This is a genomic window from Rhizobium sp. R693 (genome assembly GCF_002211315.1).
Taxonomy (GTDB): domain Bacteria; phylum Pseudomonadota; class Alphaproteobacteria; order Rhizobiales; family Rhizobiaceae; genus Rhizobium.
Genome location: NZ_LOKY01000009.1, coordinates 35,811 through 55,502, shown reverse-complemented (window position 1 = coordinate 55,502; position 19,692 = coordinate 35,811). Strand labels below are relative to the sequence as shown.

The following is a 19,692-nucleotide window of genomic DNA, read 5'->3' as shown; positions in this document are numbered from 1 at the left end:
TCAGTTTGTAGTACTATTACGGTTGTAATTCATACCCTCCACGACCGGATGAACCGGTACGGGAGGGGCAAATGGCAACGCGTTTTATTCTTTCGATCGACGGCGGCGGCATCCGTGGCATTATTCCGGCCGTGATCCTGGTGGAACTGGCACAGCGACTTGGACGGGCTGCCGCTCCACAGGGCCTTCGACCTGATTGCGGGAACATCGACCGGCGGCATCATTGCGGCCGGCCTCACCTGCCCTCACCCGTCAAATTCCGACGAGGCAGCCTGCACCCCGGCCGATCTTCTCAGCCTTTACGTGAATGAAGGGGCCGACAACTTCAGCAAGCCGCCGCTCGCCGATGTCATCAATCCGTTCGGGCTAAACGACCCCAGCTACAGCGCAGACGCGCTGGAGGCGAAGCTCAAGCAGCAGCTCGGAACTGCCACGCTCGACAAGGGACTATCCACGGTCCTCATCCCTGCTTACGACATTCGCCGCCGCGCCGCGCTCTTCATGTCCAACGCGGACAGGAAGAACAGCAATTTCCGTTTCTGGGAAGCCGCACGGGCAACGTCTGCCGCGCCGACCTATTTCCCGCCGGCGCTGATCGAGCGTGTTGGCGTGAAGAAGCCGGAAGATCGTTTCGTGCCGATGATCGACGGCGGCGTGTTTGCCAACGACCCTATCCTTGCCGCATACGTCGAAGCCCGCAAAAAGCAAAAGACTGGGGCGCCATCGGATGGATGCATCCGGCCCACGATACGCCCTTGATTTCCATCCTGATGCAGGGACAGGCGAGCACGGCTTCCTATCAGGCGAATGCGCTCCTCAATCCCGCCGGCACCGATCTCGATTACTCCACCGTCGTCACGGACGCCAACGTCCAAAGCCTCGATAACTTCCGTCTCGACCGGCAGCTGACGCAGAAGGAAAACGACGCCCTCGACGATGCCTCGCCAACAAATATTGCAGCGCTGAAGGCGATTGCGGCATCCATTGCCAAGGACAATGCGAAGGCTGTGGAGGAAGTCGCTCGGCGCATTCTGGCAGCGCAGAGCGGAGGCCAAGAGAGTGCCGCCGCTTGAAGCGGCAAGCGGCAAAACCCATATGCGCCGGGACAGATCGCGACAGCGATGATCGGCGGCAGCGGGTTGCCAAGGGCTCCGGAAAGGTCTAACGGGCTCGCCGCCAAGAAAAAGAAAAGCGAGACATGATGTCCAACTCATTTGTGAAAGCGCCTGCCCAGGCGAGTGCGAAGGTCTTCTTCGTGCTGGGCGATCGGATCGAGCGTCGGGCTCGTCTGCAGGGAGCCTGGCTCAACATTTTCGACGTTACCGTGCCGGCGGGCAGCCGCACGCTGCTGCATCGCCACGCGAGCCCCGAGGTCTTCAGGATCATCGAGGGTCGGCTGACCGTCCGCCGCGCGACAGAGAACGGCATCGACGAGTTCGAGGCGACGGCGGGCGACATCGTCCGCATCGCGGCAAACCAGGCGCACTCCTATGCCAATCCCGGCCCTGAAGCCGCTGTCTTCTCGGCAATCGTCGACAGCGACATGGCGGACTACCTGGAAGCTGCCGGCTCGCAGGAGCCGCCGAAGGCAACACCTTCCGCGGAAACGATGGAACGCATGAAGGCCGCAGCCAACGCCCACGGCATCACCATCCTGGCGGCCTGATCTTCATCTCCGCCCGGGCATTCAGTTCGGGCGGTCTCCTGCCGTTAAAAATATCGTCATCTAAAGGCGATATGGGCGATTTCGGACGCGGCCCCTTGCGCTCGTTGCCGTTCCTCGACTGTATTTTGGTGGTCGCCGTGCGCGCTCTCTTGTATTTCGGCCTTTTGCTGGTCGTCGGGCCGCAAGATCGACAAGGTGGGCGTCCAGCGTATCGAGGAGGCTATGATCAAGGAGGCGTTTGATGGCATGGTCCGCCAGCCAGTATGTCAAATTCGAGGATGAACGCACGCGCCCTGCACGCGATCTGTTGGCGCAGGTGCCACTTGAGCGCGTTCGTCGCGCCGTGGATCTCGGCTGCGGGCCGGGCAACTCGACGGAGCTGATCGTCGAGCGGTTCGGCGCAACTGGCGTTTCCGGCCTGGACAGCGACCTGAACATGCTGGAAGCGGCCCGCAAGCGCATGCCCGGCACGCCCTTCGTCGAGGCGGACGTTGCCACTTGGCAGCCGAGTGAACCGGCAGACCTGCTCTTTGCAAACGCCGTCTTCCAGTGGCTGCCGAACCATCTCGATATCTTTGACCGCTTGATGGACGGACTTGCGCCGGGCGGCGTGCTGGCGATGCAGATGCCTGATAACCTAACCGAGCCGACCCATCTGTTGATGGAGGAGGCGGCCCGTGCCGGGCCTTGGAAAGCGGCCTTCGAAGCGAGGAGCGTTCGCCGCCAGCCGCTGCCACAGCCCTCCACCTATTACAGCCGGCTCATCGGCAAGGCGGCCCGCGTCGACATCTGGCACACCGCCTACAACCATCCTATGGCGGATGCCGCGGCGATCGTCGAATGGGTCAAGGGAACCGGCCTCAGGCCCTATCTCGATCACGCCGGCGAAGAGCATCGAGAGGCATTCCTGGCAGACTATCTCGGCCGCATCGAGAAGGCCTACCCGAAGATGTCGGACGGTCGCGTCTTGCTGCGGTTCCCGCGGATCTTCATGGTTGCCGTCAAGGGCTAAGAGGCGCTTGGGCCAAGGCGCCAGGGCTACCCGAGAAGAGCGCGACAGGTTTCACTGACATCACCTTGCAACGGACGAGCAGCATGCTGCTGCTTGCCGCCGCACCCGCGCGCACTATAGTCGTCGCAAACAGCGAGGAAACCTTCATGGACGCCGCCCCTATCCCCCCAGCCACACTCGTCATCTTCGGTGCCACCGGCGACCTGACACGGCGTCTGCTGATACCGGCGATCATCAATCTGACGCGAAGCGGATTGGTCGGCGACGATCTGAAGATTCTCGGCGTCGGCATTGACCCCGGCGATGACGCTTCCCTTGTGGCGCGGCTGGACAGCTTCCTTGCCACCCTGAGCGATCCGATCCTGCCAGAGACGGACGATGCATGGCGGCGACTGCGCCAACGCATCTCCTACATTTCAGGCGATTTCACGCAGGACGCCATATTCCTCGAGATCAAGAAGCACCTGACGAGTTGCAATGCCGCCTTCTATTTCGCCGTGCCGCCGCAGTTTTTTGGACCACTCGTCGAAAAGCTCGCCGCACATGGGCTAACCAGCCAGGCCGAGGGATGCTTCCGGCGGATCGCCATCGAGAAGCCTTTCGGCACCGATCTCGCCTCGGCCCGCGCGTTGAACGCGCATATCCTCAGCAATGTCTCGGAGAACCAAGTCTATCGCCTCGATCACTTCCTGGGGAAGGAGACGGTACAGAATATTCTGACCGCCCGCTTCGCCAACATGATGATCGAATCCCTCTGGAATAACAATTACATCGACCACGTGCAGATTTCCGCGGCGGAGATTGTCGACGTCGGCTCCCGCGGCAAATTCTACGACGCGACCGGCGCGCTGCGCGACATGATTCCCAATCATCTGTTCCAGCTGCTGGCGATGATCGCGATGGAAGCCCCGAACGGCTTCGGCGCCGAAGCGATCCGCACCGAAAAGAGCAAGGCGCTGAGCGCCCTGCGCATCTATACGCCAGAGGAAGCCACATCCCATGCCGTGCGTGGCGCCTACACGGCCGGCAAACTCAACGGAAACGACATTACGGCATTCCGGGAGACAAAGGACGTCTCGCCCGACAGCAACACCGAAACCTTTGTGGCGCTGAAGCTCTACGTCGACTCCTGGCGCTGGGCGGGCGTGCCCTTCTATCTACGAACCGGCAAGGCACTGAAGGCGCGCGATACGGAAGTCGTCATTACCTTCCAGCAGGTGCCGTTTGCGCAGTTTCGGAAAACGGACGTCAACCGACAGCTGCCGCCGAACAAGATGGTCATCCAGGTGCAGCCGGATGAAGGCTTGAGCGTCGAGATCTCTATCAAGTCGCCCGGTCTTTCCGTCGACACCGTCCCGGTCTCGCTCGACTTCCGCTATGCCGACAAGTTCGACATCGGCAAGATGACCGGATACGAGTCGCTTCTCTATGACCTCTTCATCGGCGACCAGACGCTATTCCAGCGTGCCGACGGCATTGAAGCAGGATGGGCGGCGGTGCAACCCTTCCTGGATGTTTGGGCAAAGAGCAGCGAAACGCCGGAGGCTTATGCACCCGGAAGCAGTGGCCCATCCTGCGCTGACGGACTCATCCGACGCGATGGTCGGGAATGGCATGAACTGGGCGAATCGAGACACAACCAGGACCGAAAATAAGGCAGAAAATACACGTTTACCTAAAGTACAAACGCAATAGTATTTTCCCACAGTTCGCGCACAAGGCGAAGAAATATTGTACCATAGCAGCACACCGTAATTCCATCCCCGCAGTTTTATCGTGCACTGTACAAAATATGGATGAGTTGACCCTTTTCCTTTGTACAGTGAAGCTTTTCTTGCTGACCGCGTTGCTTTTTCTGTGCGACAAAGAAGGCGGGGCTCGCCCAACCCCGGCGGGCCCTTCTTGCGTTTTTCTATTATTTCGCGAATAAAACCAAACTTAGTCGAAATTATTAAAGCGTGACTAATATATTTACTTGCGCTCTTCCACCGCCTTGCTAAATCTATCCTCAGGGTTTTGGGGTATTCACATGGCAGATACTCATTTGTCTAAGAATCGTTCGATTTCCGATCAACGTATGGAAACCTGCCGGTCCGAGTTCGAGCCGATTCTCTTCGAACTCATCCGCAACGGTGAGAAGCGTGGATGGAAGGCGGCAGAAATCGCGATGGCCCTGGCCGACGCCGCCGACGACGTCATCCTCAGGCTGTCAAGGGAAACGAAGAGCAAGCATTGATCCGCTTGCCTTTGCCGATCTTGATGCAATGACATACTCAGAAATGCTTCCCTAGCAGGTGCAAGAAGCTGTAGCCTGGCTGCAGTGATTCTTTTGCCGGTTACGGAGCCCGATGTTACAGTTGATCGCCGCAGCTCTTCTTGCCTGTGGATGCGTCAGCCTCGCAGAGGTTGCCGACTGGCCGCCTGCCGAAAGCTATGTGCCGAAAATAAGCTGCCATCAGAGCGACGCCGCCGAGCGCTGCGAGCAGATTCGCGCGGACTGGACCGGGCTTTACGCGGATGCGATCGGCGGCCGTATCGAAAGCCAGCGGAAAGTGTCGTTCTGCCTGAGCACCGGCTGCGACAAGGGCATTGTCGTTGAGCCGATCCTGGGCTGTGCCTGGCGCCAGGTCATCGCGGCTTCGCGCAATCCTCAGATCAACGACGCAGACCGGAGCAACATCGAGCGCTATTGTGGCCCTCATGTGCTTGACGATGCCGGACGCACTGCTGCCGATGACCAGTCGCGAAACTGGCTCGCTTTGCTCGGTGTAACGCGGTAGCGCCAATGGAAACGGGCGGGAACGAGCCCGCCCGCTGAACGCTTTATCCCGCCGCTTAGACGAACTGGCTGAGACCCGGAACCGAGCCGACAACCTCGTCCACCACTTCCTTGCCGGCGTGCTGTTCGGCAATCGCGATGGTTTCCTTGGCAAGCGTGGTGATCTCACCCATTCCGAGACCTTCCGACATCAGCTGCTGGCCGAGCGCCATGATACCGCCGCCGCCGAGCGCGCCAATGATGCTCCCGAGGATTCCGCCGCCACCACCCTCGCCTTCGCCATTGTACTTGGCAACGAGGTCGGAAGCGCCGGGAATGGCTTCGATCATCTTGGCGACCGGGCCGTCTGCCGCTTCGCGCTGCAGGAAGCCGAGCATCATGCCGAGCGCCTTCTCGGCAACCTCTGAGGGGATACCCACGCGCGCCGCGATCTGGTCTATGATTTCATTCATTGTCAGCCTCCTATTTTTGACGTTAACGTCAACGTTAATCGAACTTGCGGGGCAACTCAAGACGCCTGCCGCGAAAGCAGGCTTTATCCTACTTTTCCTTTTAATGCAGACAGTTGTCCGCACCGGGCTCCCTGCTTATAACAGGGAAGCGATATTACAATGACCGTGCGGAAAACGTTGCTCCGCATTTTGACGCAATAGGGGCCGACAGCCGCAGGGAGAATTTTCGAAATGCTCGAGGATGGCAAGATTTTCGTTGGCGTCAGCCGCAATCCTGATGACAGCATCAACAAGCCGGAATATCTCGACCTGAAATTCGGAAACCGCCACGGCCTGGTAACGGGCGCAACCGGCACCGGCAAGACGGTGACGCTGCAGGTACTTGCCGAGGGCTTTTCGAAGGCCGGCGTGCCCGTCTTCTGCGCCGATATCAAGGGTGATCTTTCCGGCATCGCCGCCAAGGGCGAACCGAAGGATTTCCTCACCAAACGCGCCGAGCAGATCGGCTTCGACGATTACGAATTCGACCAGTTCCCGGTCATCTTCTGGGATCTCTTCGGTGAAAAGGGTCACCGCGTCCGCACCACCATCGCCGAGATGGGACCGCTGCTGCTCGCGCGGCTGATGGACGCTTCGGAACCGCAAGAAGGCGTCATCAACATCGCCTTCAAGATTGCCGACCAGGGCGGCCTGCCGCTGCTCGATCTCAAGGACTTTTCCTCGCTGCTAAACTACATGGCGGAAAACGCTACCGAGCTTTCCAGCCAGTTCGGCTTGATCTCGAAGGCCTCTGTCGCCTCCATCCAGCGAGGCCTGCTCGTGCTGGAACAGCAGGGCGCTGAACATTTCTTCGGCGAGCCTGCGCTCAAGATCAGCGATATCATGCGGACCAACAATCGCGGCTATGGCCAGATCTCGGTGCTCGCCGCCGACAAGCTGATGATGAACCCGCGGCTCTACGCAACCTTCCTGTTGTGGCTGCTGTCCGAGCTCTTCGAGGAGCTGCCGGAAGTTGGCGATCCCGAGAAGCCGAACCTCGTCTTCTTCTTTGACGAAGCGCATCTCCTCTTCAACGACGCGCCGAAGGTGCTGCTCGAGCGTGTCGAGCAGGTCGTTCGCCTCATTCGCTCGAAGGGTGTCGGCGTTTATTTCGTCACGCAGAATCCGCTCGACGTGCCGGAAACGGTGCTGGCGCAGCTCGGCAACCGGGTGCAGCATGCGCTGCGCGCCTATTCCCCGCGCGAGCAGAAGGCGGTGAAGACCGCCGCCGACACCTTCCGACCGAACCCCGCCTTCGACTGCGCCACCGTCATCACCACGCTCGGCACCGGCGAGGCGCTGGTGTCCACGCTGGAGGCGAAGGGCTCTCCTTCGATCGTCGAGCGGACGCTGATCCGCCCGCCGTCCGGCCGCGTCGGTCCGCTAACCGATGCGGAACGCCAGCAGGTCATGGACAAGAGCCCTGTGCTCGGCGTCTACGACGAAGATCTCGATCGCGAATCCGCCTTCGAGATTCTGGCGGCGCGCGCCAAGAAGGCATCGGACGCTGACGCAGCCAAGCAGGCACAGCCGACGCAGCCGACCGAGGGCAGTGCCTCGGGTCGCTGGACGTTGCCGGGCTTCGGCGATGACGATAATGAACCACAGGACAAGAGCCAGGGCCGCGCCCGATCCTCCGGCTACCAGCGCGAAACGGTCGTGGAAGCCGCGATGAAGAGCGTGGCCCGCACAGTGGCAACGCAGGTCGGCCGAGCGCTGGTGCGCGGCATTCTCGGCAGTTTGAAGCGCTAAGCGGAAAGGGCGTTCCCGCCCTTTTTCCGCCTGCGGATGCTCTTCCCGTTGCGCCGCTCAGCGCTTGCGGACGAATTCGGTGCGCAGGACAAGACCCTTGATGGTGTCGTGGCGGCAGTCAATCTCTTCCGGGTTTTCCGTCAGCCGGATCGACCTTATCACCGTCCCCTGCTTCAGGGTCTGATTGGCACCCTTGACCTTGAGGTCCTTGATGAGGGTGACGGAATCGCCGTCCTTGAGGACGTTTCCAGAAGCATCCCGAACCTCAGCGGCCTGCGCGGCGGCCGCAGCCAGCTCCGAAGCCGGACGCCATTCACCCGTCGCCTCGTCATAAACGTAATCGTCGTCACCACCTGCCATGGTCTTCTCTCCTGAACACAAGAATTTGTTGATTGGGCGCTTATAACAGCCAAGCCGCCCTGTGCAAGAGAGAGCCTCCGAAGGGCCTGACGTGACCGCTTTGGTTGCATTTTTGCATGCCTGCTGCTATTTCTGCTGTGCACTCAAAGAGAAAGGAGGGTCGCGTGCAAAATTTCTATTTCCGGTTCAACCGGCAACGTGGCCCCGTCAACGCCCTGCAAATGAGTTTGCAGGGCTGACCAGAGACTGTTTCTCACAAACTTTCTTCCTGGTCTGCCCCTCGTGGCAGCAGTTCGAGCATCCGGCTCGTCTGCAACTATCCATCCACCGAGCTCCAAGCACACGCACGCGATGAAGGCTGCATGCCCTCGCCCGTGTGATCGCTCGGCAAGGCCAGAGCAAGATCATGCCCCTTATCAATATCCGCAATCTCGGCGTCACCCTCAGCGCACCGCTTTTCGCCAAGCTCGACCTCGTCATCAATGCCGGCGACCGCCTTGGGCTCGTTGCCGCCAATGGCCGCGGCAAGTCCACTCTGCTCCGCTGCATTTCAGGGGCGCTGGAGGCAACCCATGGCGACATCACACGCTCACGCGGGCTGGCGATCGGCTATGTCGAGCAGGACGTGCCGGCCAAGCTGCTCGACGTTCCGTTCCACGATGCCGTTCTGCAGGTGCTGCTGGCCGACCAGCAGGCCAACGAAAGCTGGCGTGTGGACATCGTGCTTGACACACTCGACGTTCCCGAAGCCCTGCGCAGCCGCCCGGTCGGGCAGCTCAGCGGCGGCTGGCAGCGGCTGGCGATGCTGGCGCGCACCTGGGTGATGGAGCCTGATGCACTGCTGCTCGACGAGCCGACGAACCACCTCGATCTCGGCAAGATAGCAGCACTCGAGGATTGGCTGAATGCCCTGCCTCGCGATGTGCCCGTTGTCATCTCCAGCCACGACCGCGCCTTTCTCGATGCCGTCACCAACCGCACGCTGTTCCTGCGGCCGGAGCAGTCGCAAGTCTTCTCCCTGCCCTACAGCCGGGCGCGGGCAGCACTGGACGAGGCGGATGCGGCCGACAGGAGACGCTACGAACGTGACATGAGGACGGCCGAGCAACTGCGCAAGCAGGCGGCCAAGCTCAACAATATCGGCATCAACTCCGGCAGCGACCTGCTGGTGGTCAAGACCAAGCAGCTGAAACAACGCGCCGAGAAACTGGAGGATGCGGCCAAGCCCGCTCATCTCGAGCGATCGGCCGGGACGATCAGGCTCGCCAATCGCGGCACCCATGCCAAGGTGCTGATTACGCTTGATGATGCCGAAGTCCGCACGCCTGAAGGCACACCGCTTTTCCGGACCGGCAAGCAGTTTATCTGCCAAGGCGACCGGATCGTCCTGCTCGCGGAGAACGGTGCCGGCAAATCGCGGCTGATTGCGATGCTGCGAAAGGCGATCGGCAACGCGGAGACGGCGCAGGACGGCATCAAGGCCACGCCCTCGCTGGTGCTCGGCTATAGCGACCAGGCGCTTGCCGACTTGAAGGACAGCGAGACGCCGATGGAGACGATCATCCGGCGCTTCGACGTCGGCGATCAGCGGGCGCGGGCACTGCTGGCGGGCGCCGGCATGACCATCGACATGCAGTCGCGTCCCGTCGGGCGGCTTTCGGGTGGCCAGAAGGCGCGGCTGGGCATGCTAGTTTTGCGGCTGACGGAGCCGAACTTCTATTTACTCGACGAACCGACGAACCACCTCGATATCGACGGGCAGGAAGCGCTGGAGGGCGAGCTCATGGCCCATCAGGTGAGTTGCCTGCTGGTCTCCCACGACCGCAGCTTTGTGCGCGCCATCGGCAACCGGTTCTGGCAGATCGAGCGCCGGCGGCTGGTCGAAGTGGAAAGCCCGGAGCCTTTCTTTGCGGCGGCTCGGCCTTAGAACAATTGGCCCGCCTCTCACGCGGCGGGCTTTAGGTCTGGGAAAGCGTGCCGTTTATCAGGACAAGGACCGCATCTGCTGGCCGGCCCACCATGCGCTTACACAGCGCGGGGGAGATGGCGGACGCTTCCTCTGACCAATGTCCAAGATTGCGAGCTATCAGAACGAGGCCGGCGTGGCGCCGAGCAAGCTGAGCTTGCCGCCGCTGAGAGAATAGAGGCTCATCTTGCGCTCCACGGTTCCGGCCGGCATCAGCCGGAAGAGACCCGTCACACCGCGAAAGCCGACCTTGCTGGTCAGGTTCTGCGCGTTCATCCCCTCCGGCCCCTTTGTCCGGACAATGCCCGAGGCAACCGCCACCGCATCGTAGCCGTAAGCCGCATCGGTGGAGAGCGTGCGCTTGTAGTGGCGCTGGTAACGCTCGGCAATCATCGTCGCGCCTTCAGGCTCGACCATGGCGATCACCGCGCCTGCCACCGAGGGATCGGTGTAGGTCTGCGGCGGCCAGGCGCTCGTGCCGACGACGGCGACGTTCGTTTTGACGCTGGCTTTTACAGCGCCGGCAATAGTGGTCGTGATCACCGTCTTCCCGAGGACAAGCACGGCGTCGGCATTCTGCAGATTGACGCTGGCTTTCTTGACTGCATCCGATGCGGCAGCATCTGTCAGATCATAACGGGCAAGGCCGAGATAGGTACCGCCGCCGGCGCGGATCGCGCTTGCCAGCCGCTCCTCGCCCGCAGCCGGAAAATCGCTCTGCGCGAAAACCAGCACCTTCTTATGGCCGCTGGCAGCCGCTGCCCGCGCGCCTTCGATGGCGCTGTCGATCTCGTCGGAAACGAAGTTATAGGCATTCCCCGATGTCGGCGGCACAGGCACGCCCAGATTGAGCAGAGGCGGTCGCTGATCAGCCGGTATCGCGGCGATGGCCGCTGTGACGACAGGCGATGCATAACTGACGAGGAGAACGGAGCCGCGTGCCTTTGCCGCGCTGACCGCGGTCGCGACAGCAGGACCGCCGGAGGCCACGTCGACAACCTTCACGAAAACCTGGTTGCCCCCGAGTTCGCCGACGCCGAGGCCGGCGCCATCGCGCACGTCACGCGCAGCGCCCTCATAGATCCCGGTCGCACCCTTGGGCAGCAGCAGCGTGATCTCCGCTCCGGTTTCTCCAAAGCTCTCCTCGACCTCGCTCGACGGTGCCTTGATGTCGTTGGTCTTCACATTCTTGGCGACACCATCGACGTCGGATTGGCAGCCGGCGAGCGCACCGCAGGCTACCACGATCGACATCGCGAGAACGGACTTGATGCGTTTCAGGGGACGGACGCCTTCCGAAGGCGACATTTGCCGTGGCGAGCGTAAACCATGCGAGCCTTGCACCGGCTCGATCGACTGCACTGTCACCTGCTCTCCACCCTCGTAATTGCGGCCTTTTCCTGGCCTTTAGCAGGACTACATATCTGCACAGGCAACACCGGAAAGCAAACCCTTCACCCAAACTTGGTTGACGGGCGCACTAAACTTTTATGTTCTTTTGAATGGATAGTTTATACTGACCTTATCCATGCTTAAATACCTGATTTTTATAGATGTTTTGTACGTTTCTCACAACCAACGAGAGACGACGATCCATGAAGTGCAGTATAAGAATAAGCAAAATTGCTGCTTTTACTTTCTCCGCATTTTCCCTTGCGTTCTCGCCGAACATGTCGTCGGCATCCGCCCTTCCGTCTGCGCAGTTTTCCGGCGCGATGCACTCGGTCGACTTCGCTGTCGATACGGCGCGCGTCCTGACGCTCGGTAGCGTTGCCGATCTCCTGAGCCTGGCAACGAATGTCATCGGCAGCATCGACGTTGCTGCGCTGACGCGCTCGCTTCAGCCCGAGCCTGCCGGCTGGGTGAAGGAGAGCGTCGCACCAGCGCAACCGGTCGCGCGCCCGGCGATTGCCGCGCCGACGGGCAACGCCGCTTTCGGGACCGTCGCCATTCCTTTCAAACGACTTGCCGCCCTGCAGAAGTTCGAACCGTCTTTGGCGGAAATGACGGATGGAACCGCCATTAATTGCAGCGCCGGCGCATGCTCCGAGGCCGCAACCACCATCAAGGTTGCCTTCACCAAGACCTCGCAGTCCTCGATCCGCGACAAGCTCAACGCCATCAACATCACCGTCAATCACACGATCCGCTACAGTCGCGACATCGACACCTACAAGGTGGCTGATTACTGGGCGACGCCCGCCGAAACGCTCGCGCGCCAGCAGGGTGATTGCGAGGATTTCGCGATCCTGAAGATGGCCGCTCTGCACGCGGACGGCGTTGACCTCAAGGACATGTCGATCGTCGTGCTTTTCGATCAGAAGCGCCACTTCTACCACGCGGTCCTTTCCGTCGCGGTGAACGGCAACCACTTCATCCTCGACAACATGCGTGACGAGGTGCTGCCCGACACGAAGCTGCCTGATTACGTGCCGCTCTACTCGATTGCGGACGGCAAGGGCTACCTGCACGGAACGCGCACCGGCGCTAAGCAGGTCGCCTCCGCCATGCCGTTGGAAAAGGTTGCCCCCGGCGAAGGCGTTGCGTTCTGACAATCAGAGGCAAGACAAGAAAAAAAGTGGCTGAAATTCAGCCGCCTTTTTCGTGACGGGATTTGGCGGTCAGTAGCGGGAGATATAGCCGATCAGCATCGGCTTCTCGTGGGTCGGCGCGAGAGCCAGATTGATCTGCCCCTTCATCGAGGCAGAGCCGACGCCGATGGTGAAACCGGTGTTCAGAGTCTTGCCCCGGTTGCGATAAAGCGTGGCAATGGCCTCGTCGATCTGCGTGTCGATCGAGAACCGCAAGCTCTTCGTCAGTTGCGCCGCATCGCCGAGCGGAAGTCGCTGGCGCAGCATGGTCAGAAAAGGATCGTTGAAGAGCTGGATCTTCTTTTCCTGCGTCAGCAGGATCGTCGGCGACGGCGACGCCTGAATGATGGCGTTGACGTTTGCCATGGACGAGGCGTCCTCGACGGTATCCAGCCGGCGCAGCGCCCACTTGAAGCTAAGCACACGCAGCAGCGAGGCAAGGTTGCCGGACTCCGGCATCTGCGAGGCTGTGTAGTGGACGAGGTCGGCAGTGCTCATCTTGCCGGCAGCCGACATGCGGCCGAGGCCATCCCAGTAAATCCGCTCGAGGCGAATGCCGCGACGCTCGCCGCCTCGGCCGACGACCGCCCGGAAGCGCGGCTCGATCTCATCGGCGCCGATGGCCGGCAAAGGCTCCTCGATCTGTTCGAGCTCGGAGAGTGCGTTGCTGCCAGGCTTAACGATCAGCATCCTATCGCTCCGTCAGCGCTTCGCTGCGCGCCTTGTTGATCGGCTTCATCAGGTAGCTCAGCACCGTCTTGTTGCCGGTCATGATCTCGACCGAGGCAACCATGCCGGGGATAATCGGATAGGACTTTCCATCACGCTCCAGCGCGGACTTGTCTGTCTTGACCTGCACCAGATAGTAGGTCTCGCCCTTTTCCTTCTCCACGAGGCTGTCGGCCGAGATGTTCTCGACGACGCCTTCGAGGCCGCCAAAGATCGAGAAATCGTAAGCCGTGATCTTGACGACGGCCGGCTGGCCGCGGCGCACGAAGGCGACATCGCGCGGCGAAATCTTGGCTTCAACCAGCAGCGTGTCGGCAGTCGGTACGATGCCGGCAATGACACGGCCCGGATCGACATAGGCGCCGATGGTGTTGACCTCCAGAGTATTGACGATGCCATCGACGGGCGAACGGATATCGGTGCGCTTGACGCGGTCGGAGGCGCCGCGGATGGTCTCGTCGACGACCGAAAGCTCGGCCAGCGCCTGCGCCTTGTCGGTCAGCGCCTGCTGGCGCAGCTCAAGTGCAAGATCGCCGAGCTGCAGCTTGGCCTCCTGCACGGCAGCCTGCAGGCGGTCGATGCTTTCCTGATAGACCTTGAGCTGGCCCTGCTGGTCGGTGAGATCGCGCTCGGTCTTCAGCACTTCCGTCTGCGCCACCAGCTTCTTCTGCGCCAGCGGGAAAATGAGGTCATACTGGCGCTGTGCGCCTTCGATGTTCTGCTGTAGGCGATCGATGTTCGCATGCGCTTCGCTGAGCTCGTTCTCGCGCTGGCGGACACGCTCCTGCAAGACGCCGAGCTTGTTCTGGTAGCTGGCGCGATCAGCGGCGAAGAGCTTCGCCTCGTTGCCGCAAACATCCTTGGCGACCGACATGATCTCCTCGGGGCAGATGAACTCAGCGTCGTACTGGCCCGCCTCCTCGAGCTTCAGGCGTGCAACCTTGGCACCGAGCGCACGCGCCTTGGCAACGGATTCACCAAGCGTGGACGTCGTTGTCGTGTTGTCGAGCTGGACGAGCAGCTGGCCCTTGCGGACGACCTGACCGAGGACGACGGCGATCTGCTGAACGACGCCGGGCTCCGAAGACTGGATGATCTGCGTCTTCGACACCGGAATGACCTTGCCCTCGCCGCGGGCGATCTCGTTGATATCGGCGATCGCCGCCCATGCGATGAAGCTCGCAATCACGAGGGCTACCAGAGCCAGAATGCCGCGGGCGAGAAGCGGAGGATTGTCGTGGCGGTTGCTGGCGAGGCTCATGACTGCGCCCCCGCCGGCTTGCGCTGCATCGCTTCGATCACCGCATTCTTCGGACCGTCGGCAATGATCCGACCCTTGTCGATGACGATCAGGCGATCGACGAGCTCAAGCATGCTGTAGCGATGAGTGGCGATCAAAAGCGTGGTGTCACGGCTGATAGCCTTCGACAAGCGCGCAATCAGATTGCGTTCGGTTGCCAAATCCATGGCGCCCGATGGCTCGTCGAGAAATACGATCTTCGGCTTGGTGAGCAGCAGGCGTGCAATCGTCAGTGCCTGCTTCTGGCCGCTCGACAGGTTCGTGCCGCGCTCGCCGACCGGCATGTCGAAGCCGCGAGGATGATTGCCGACGAACTCGTCGACACCGGTCATGCGGGCGACCTCGAGCAGTTCCTCGTCGGTCGCGTCGGCGCGTCCGATCAGCAGGTTTTCCTTGACCGTGCCGGAGAAGAGATCGGACGACTGGCCGGCCACGGCGACCGCCGAGCGAACCTCTGCCATGTGGTACTGGCGGATATCAACGCCATCGATCAGTACGCGGCCGCCCGAGGGGCAAAAGAGGCCGTCAAGCAAACGACCGAGCGTGGTCTTGCCGGAGCCGATGCGGCCGATGATGCCGACGCGCTCGCCCGGCTGCACCGTGAAGGACAGCTTGTTGATAACGGGATAGTCCGACCCCGGATACTGGAAAGATACATCCTGGAAGCTGAAGGCGCCGCGGGTAATCTCCCGGTTGACGAAACCGACGGTAGACGGACGATCGTCGGGCTGCTCCATGATCTTATCGAGGATGCGAAGGGACATGGTTGCCTGGCGGAACCGAGCCAACGTCATGGCGATCTGGCCGAGCGGCGCGCCGGCGCGGCTCGCCAGCATGACCGTCGCGACGATCGCGCCCATGGCAATGCGGCCTTCGGCGAACTCGTAGGTGCCCGCAATCACGATCAGGACGCTCACCATCTGCTGGATGAACATCGTCATGTTGATGGCGTTCGTCGAGATATGCTTGATGTCTTCGCTGGTGCGGCTCGAATATTTGGTCAGCTCCTGCCAACGGCGGAGCATCGTCGCTTCGGCGCGCAGGCTCTTCAGCGTTTCGATCGTCGAAATCGTCTCCACCAACAGGGATTGGCGACGCGATGCCTCGTTGGCGGCCGTCGCCATGCGCTTGCCAATCGCGGCCTGCGCCCACAAGCCGATCGCAACCGACAGGACGAAGGCCACGGCCGGGATGACCACTAGCCAGCCCGAGATCAGATAGATCACGCCGAGGAAGATGAAGACGAAAAGGCTGTCGATGAGGACGCCGATCGTGTTCGACGTGAAGAACTCGCGAACAAATTCATACTGCGTCACGCGGTTGGCATATTCGCCGGTCGACAGCGGCCGCGAGGCGAGCGTCGAATTCAGCACCTTGTCAAACAGCAACTGCGACAGGCGCAGATCCGCCTTGCGTCCGGCATAGTCGATCAGCGACGAGCGCGCCGTCTTCAGAAGAAAGTCGAAAATATAGGCAAGCGAGATACCCCCGGCCAAAACCCAGAGCGTCGGGATCGCCTTGTTCGGCAGCACCCGGTCATAGACGTTCATCGTGAAAAGCGGCGAGCCGAGCGCAATCAGATTGATAAAGAGCGCCGCGATCATGACGCGGACATAGGTGCGCCAGTAAGGCACGAGCGTGGTTGCCAGCCAATGCCGCTTCTCGATCTCCACGGCATTGCCGACCAGCGCCTCTTCCGAGGCGTTCTGATAATAAAGCGTAAAGGCAAAGGCCAGCTGCGGCTTCAGCGCCAGGAATTCTTCCCGCGTCAGCCGGATGGCGTTGCCGGCAATCGGAACGATATCCGTGACATAGGAGCCGTCCTCGGCGACCTCGAGCAGAGGCAGCACGCTGCCATCGGCAAACGCGACGATCGCCGGACAATCGAAATTGCCCTGGCGGCATTCGCGCTCCTGGTGCTTGATCACCTGCAGACCGATCCGTTCGGCCATGCGCTCGACATCGTCCACCTCAAGCGACTCGGTCACCTCATCCGGAAGACCGGAGAAGAGGACCGTGTCTGAGCTTGGTCGGCCATAGAACGCAGCCACGGACTTGAATGCGGCTTTGAAGGTCTGCAGCGGCGTGCTGCTGGAAGTCTCTGGCGCTACGTTCAGCATCGTTCCATGGCCGTTCGACTACTGCTGTCGAATTGGCGCTAGGAGATCCAGGGGCATGCCGGCCTTCTGATGGGAATCAAGCTCGACATATCCAGGATTCGCGACGCTCGCGGGGACAGCAAACCCTTCCCGCGCATAAGGCTGGCTTTGCTCGACCGGCTTCAGCTTCATCGTCTGCAGCAGATTGCCGGATGCCGCCAGAATCTTGTACTCGGCAAACTGCGACGCGACCCGCGCCGTGTCGGCAAGGACCTGTGTATTGAACTTCGTGTTCTGCGCATCGAGCACGTCGAGCAGCGAGCGCTGACCAACCTTGAACTGCTCGCGGTAGGAACCGACGAGCTGGTTGTTGATCAAGGCCTGCTTGTTCAGGATGCCGGACAGCTCGCCGCGGCTGACGCGCTCGTTCCAAGCGGAACGGACCGACTCTTCGACCTCGCGCTGAACCTGAGCGAGATTATAGCGCTGCTCACCGGCGCGGCGGATCTGCTCCTGCTCGCGAGCAACATCGATGCCGCCGCGATAGAGGTTCCAGCGGGCAACGACACGGACCTGGTAGTCGTTGGTGTTGCCTTCGTCGCCGTCGATGTCGTTGCCGACGCGGGCGGCGCCTTCGAGATTGACCTTCGGCAGGTAGTTGGCGCGCGCGCCGCGAACACCGGCATCGGCCGCATCGACGTCGGCATTGGCCGAATAGATGCGCGGGCTGTTCTTGCCTGCAAGAAAGACCGCGTCGTTCAACGTCTTCGGAACATACTTGCCGACCGATGGCGGCGTCTGCGCATTGGTGATCGGCTCGCCGACTGCCTGCAGGAAGCGGATCTTCGTCTGCTCGAGTTCCTCGAGCGCCTCACGCAGCCGCGCCTTGGCGGCCTGCAGACGCTCGCTGCCCTGCAGGCGGTCGGCGTCGGTCAGGGCGCCACCCTTGATGCTCTCGTCGATATCGCCGACCATCTGCGTGTGGAAGGCGACGTTCTGCTTGGCGGCAGCGACGATCTGATTTTGGAGCATATATTCCAGATAATCCTGCGTCACTTCGAGGGCGAGCGACTCAGACCGTTCAAGGACGCGAAAGGATGCGCCATCGACGCGCGAAGCCTGCTGCTCGACCTGCGCGCGGCGGCTGCCGCCATCGTAAAGTGTCTGCGTAATCGTAAGACCAACATCGCCCGGCGACAGATAGTCATGATCGTCTCTCAGCGAACCGGAGCTGGCATTCGACAAGCGACGACGGCCGATCCCGCTCTCCAGGTCTACCGATGGCAAGTATAAACCGCGCGCCTGGCGCAGTTCAAACTCGACAGCTTCACGATCCTTCGCAGCCTGCAAGATCTGCGGGTTCGTTTTCATCGTTTTTTCGATAGCCTGCTGCAGAGATATTGCATTCGCATCAGCATAAAACGAAAAACTGAAAGCAACCGTCGCAGACAATGCTGCAAAAATTCTTTTGCCTTTAAACAAGATCGATGCCCCTCAACATCAAAGATTCACCGGCGTACCCGTATACCAAAGTCTCTTCTTCAGCAAATAAGTAACACCAATCTTTCCACATTCCAATTGCGGCCCCAAGCATTCCTGCCAAAACAGTTAATCGCGGTGGACAACTGCCTAAAGCGAGAATTTTACAGGATTTTTTAACGGGGGCTTTGCCCGAACCTGTTTATCTGGCATGACTTTCAAACGGACAAGAACCCCGATGAATTTAAGCCAGCGTTACTCTTCCGCCACAATCGTTTCAGCTCTTCGGATCGCCACCCTCGGCGCGGTCTGCTTTGCGGCTGGATCCGTCGGCGTTTTACTTATCTTAAACCTTATCGTGCCGGATCGACCATTTTTGGTAGGATTTATCGGCGCAGGCTTAATTTCACTTCTTGTTGCATTTCCGCTGCTTCTGATCTTGCAGCTCAAAGTTGGTGACCTCAAGAAACTACAAGAAACGGTTAACTATGCTGCGCGCCACGACGCTTTAACGAAGACGCTGAACGGTACTGCCTTTGCAGCTGCCGTCGAGCACTACATCGATCGGCGCAAGCGAATCGCAACCGATGCCGGCGGCGTGATGATAGCCGTCGTGATCGATACGCTCGACGAGATCAGTCGGCGTTACGGCCCGCAATGGGCCGACACGGTCATGCAGTCGCTTGCCGCGATCATCCAGTCCTCGGTCAGAAAGGGCGATCTTGTTGCTCGCCTCGCCACCAACGAACTCGGGGTATTTCTCCCGGGTGCGACGGTCGAAAACGCCCAGGATGTCGGCACCCGTATCCGCCGGCGCGTGGCCGAGGCCTCCTTCTCGGCGGAAGGCACGCCGATGACGATCGGCGTGCGCCTCGGCGGCGCGGTCTTCGAGGGAGCGACCGACTTCAATCACATCCGCCAACTGGCCGACGAAATGGCGATGCAGCGCGGCGGCGAGACCGAAGACGCCATTCCGTTGTCGCGGCTGCCGGCCGCCTGATCCGACCGATCAGTAACAACGAGCAAAGGGCGCCGAAAGGCGCCCTTTGCTCGTTGAACCCTATTGTCCCGCGTATCCGGCGTCTCTCTTCCTTTGAGAAGAAAAGCTGCCTGCGGCCGTGCACTGGCGGGAGACGCGGATCATCTCCAAGCCCGGCCGAGGAACCGCTCGGCAATATAACAGGCGCAAGAGGATGGGTAATCCGACGTGCGGAAGATTGCCCAAACCGATCCCGGAAGGCAGAAGGTGCGCCGATAAAGCACCTTTTCTTCCGAGGTGAGCGCGCCTCGGTCGCCCGTGACCGGGCCAGTCTCGCTAGAGTCGTCGTCCGAGCCAGAGCCGACTCCGTCCGCTTCGCGAAAGCGGTGGCGAATGACCATGCGGGGACAGCAGCAAGAGAAGGGCTTGCCCCGAATCGGTACCAGAAAGCAGAAAAGGCGCCGAAGAAGGGCGCCTTTTCCTTTGCAG

Annotated in this window: 18 protein-coding genes; 11 read left to right on the top strand and 7 right to left on the bottom strand. The window is 60.8% G+C overall.

Annotated elements, in window-relative coordinates:
- The first annotated feature begins 159 nt into the window (after positions 1-159).
- From ATY79_RS31390 to ATY79_RS10070, 7 genes are all read left to right on the top strand, one after another.
- Entirely contained in the window at positions 160-759 is a 600-nt protein-coding gene (locus ATY79_RS31390; protein WP_245312345.1) for a patatin-like phospholipase family protein, read from the top strand.
- Complete coding sequence (locus ATY79_RS31385) at positions 756-1,073, top strand: hypothetical protein (protein WP_245312344.1); 318 nt, start codon at positions 756-758, stop codon at positions 1,071-1,073. The genes ATY79_RS31390 and ATY79_RS31385 overlap by 4 nt, the downstream gene beginning before the upstream one ends.
- A 125-nt stretch (positions 1,074-1,198) precedes the next feature.
- Positions 1,199-1,666, top strand: coding sequence for a cupin domain-containing protein (locus ATY79_RS10085; RefSeq protein WP_088692286.1), 468 nt, complete (start codon positions 1,199-1,201; stop codon positions 1,664-1,666).
- A 241-nt stretch (positions 1,667-1,907) separates the two neighbouring features.
- Complete coding sequence (tam, locus tag ATY79_RS10080) at positions 1,908-2,678, top strand: trans-aconitate 2-methyltransferase (RefSeq protein WP_088703753.1); 771 nt, start codon at positions 1,908-1,910, stop codon at positions 2,676-2,678.
- A 146-nt stretch (positions 2,679-2,824) separates the two neighbouring features.
- On the top strand, positions 2,825-4,333 hold the full coding sequence (gene zwf / locus ATY79_RS10075) for a glucose-6-phosphate dehydrogenase (protein WP_088703804.1): 1,509 nt from the start codon (positions 2,825-2,827) through the stop codon (positions 4,331-4,333).
- A gap of 374 nt (positions 4,334-4,707) precedes the next feature.
- Positions 4,708-4,914 carry a hypothetical protein gene (locus ATY79_RS30455; protein ID WP_141105546.1) on the top strand — a complete coding sequence of 69 codons (207 nt, stop codon included), beginning with the start codon at positions 4,708-4,710 and terminating at the stop codon, positions 4,912-4,914.
- 112 nt (positions 4,915-5,026) lie between these two features.
- Entirely contained in the window at positions 5,027-5,458 is a 432-nt protein-coding gene (locus tag ATY79_RS10070; RefSeq protein ID WP_088703752.1) for a hypothetical protein, read from the top strand.
- A gap of 55 nt (positions 5,459-5,513) precedes the next feature.
- Here ATY79_RS10070 and ATY79_RS10065 read toward each other — a convergent pair whose 3' ends face one another.
- Positions 5,514-5,909, bottom strand: coding sequence for a hypothetical protein (locus ATY79_RS10065; RefSeq protein ID WP_088692283.1), 396 nt, complete (start codon positions 5,907-5,909; stop codon positions 5,514-5,516).
- Positions 5,910-6,140: 231 nt separating this feature from the next.
- On the opposite strand from ATY79_RS10065, the gene ATY79_RS10060 reads away from it, so the two are divergent.
- Entirely contained in the window at positions 6,141-7,700 is a 1,560-nt protein-coding gene (locus ATY79_RS10060; RefSeq protein ID WP_088703751.1) for a helicase HerA-like C-terminal domain-containing protein, read from the top strand.
- A gap of 57 nt (positions 7,701-7,757) precedes the next feature.
- On the opposite strand, the gene ATY79_RS10055 is transcribed toward ATY79_RS10060, so the two are convergent.
- Positions 7,758-8,060, bottom strand: coding sequence for an alkylphosphonate utilization protein (locus ATY79_RS10055; protein ID WP_088692281.1), 303 nt, complete (start codon positions 8,058-8,060; stop codon positions 7,758-7,760).
- A gap of 406 nt (positions 8,061-8,466) precedes the next feature.
- Here ATY79_RS10055 and ATY79_RS10050 point away from each other — a divergent pair, with 406 nt between their 5' ends.
- Entirely contained in the window at positions 8,467-9,987 is a 1,521-nt protein-coding gene (locus ATY79_RS10050; protein ID WP_088703803.1) for an ABC-F family ATP-binding cassette domain-containing protein, read from the top strand.
- 159 nt (positions 9,988-10,146) lie between these two features.
- On the opposite strand, the gene ATY79_RS10045 is transcribed toward ATY79_RS10050, so the two are convergent.
- Positions 10,147-11,394 carry a hypothetical protein gene (locus ATY79_RS10045; protein WP_245312343.1) on the bottom strand — a complete coding sequence of 416 codons (1,248 nt, stop codon included), beginning with the start codon at positions 11,392-11,394 and terminating at the stop codon, positions 10,147-10,149.
- 227 nt (positions 11,395-11,621) lie between these two features.
- Between ATY79_RS10045 and ATY79_RS10040 the strand changes: the two genes are divergently transcribed.
- On the top strand, positions 11,622-12,578 hold the full coding sequence (locus ATY79_RS10040; RefSeq protein ID WP_088703750.1) for a transglutaminase-like cysteine peptidase: 957 nt from the start codon (positions 11,622-11,624) through the stop codon (positions 12,576-12,578).
- 69 nt (positions 12,579-12,647) lie between these two features.
- Here ATY79_RS10040 and ATY79_RS10035 read toward each other — a convergent pair whose 3' ends face one another.
- The 4 genes from ATY79_RS10035 to ATY79_RS10020 are packed head-to-tail and all read right to left on the bottom strand — an operon-like array spanning position 12,648 to position 18,146.
- On the bottom strand, positions 12,648-13,307 hold the full coding sequence (locus tag ATY79_RS10035) for a ribbon-helix-helix domain-containing protein (protein WP_088692278.1): 660 nt from the start codon (positions 13,305-13,307) through the stop codon (positions 12,648-12,650).
- A 1-nt stretch (position 13,308) separates the two neighbouring features.
- Positions 13,309-14,607, bottom strand: coding sequence for an HlyD family type I secretion periplasmic adaptor subunit (locus ATY79_RS10030; protein ID WP_088692277.1), 1,299 nt, complete (start codon positions 14,605-14,607; stop codon positions 13,309-13,311).
- Complete coding sequence (locus ATY79_RS10025) at positions 14,604-16,766, bottom strand: type I secretion system permease/ATPase (RefSeq protein ID WP_088703749.1); 2,163 nt, start codon at positions 16,764-16,766, stop codon at positions 14,604-14,606. The genes ATY79_RS10030 and ATY79_RS10025 overlap by 4 nt, the downstream gene beginning before the upstream one ends.
- 18 nt (positions 16,767-16,784) lie before the next feature.
- Entirely contained in the window at positions 16,785-18,146 is a 1,362-nt protein-coding gene (locus tag ATY79_RS10020) for a TolC family outer membrane protein (RefSeq protein WP_088703801.1), read from the bottom strand.
- Between the two features lie 454 nt (positions 18,147-18,600).
- Between ATY79_RS10020 and ATY79_RS10015 the strand changes: the two genes are divergently transcribed.
- Positions 18,601-19,224: a diguanylate cyclase gene (locus ATY79_RS10015; RefSeq protein ID WP_245306787.1), complete on the top strand. Its 624-nt coding sequence runs from the start codon at positions 18,601-18,603 to the stop codon at positions 19,222-19,224.
- Positions 19,225-19,692 lie beyond the last annotated feature (468 nt).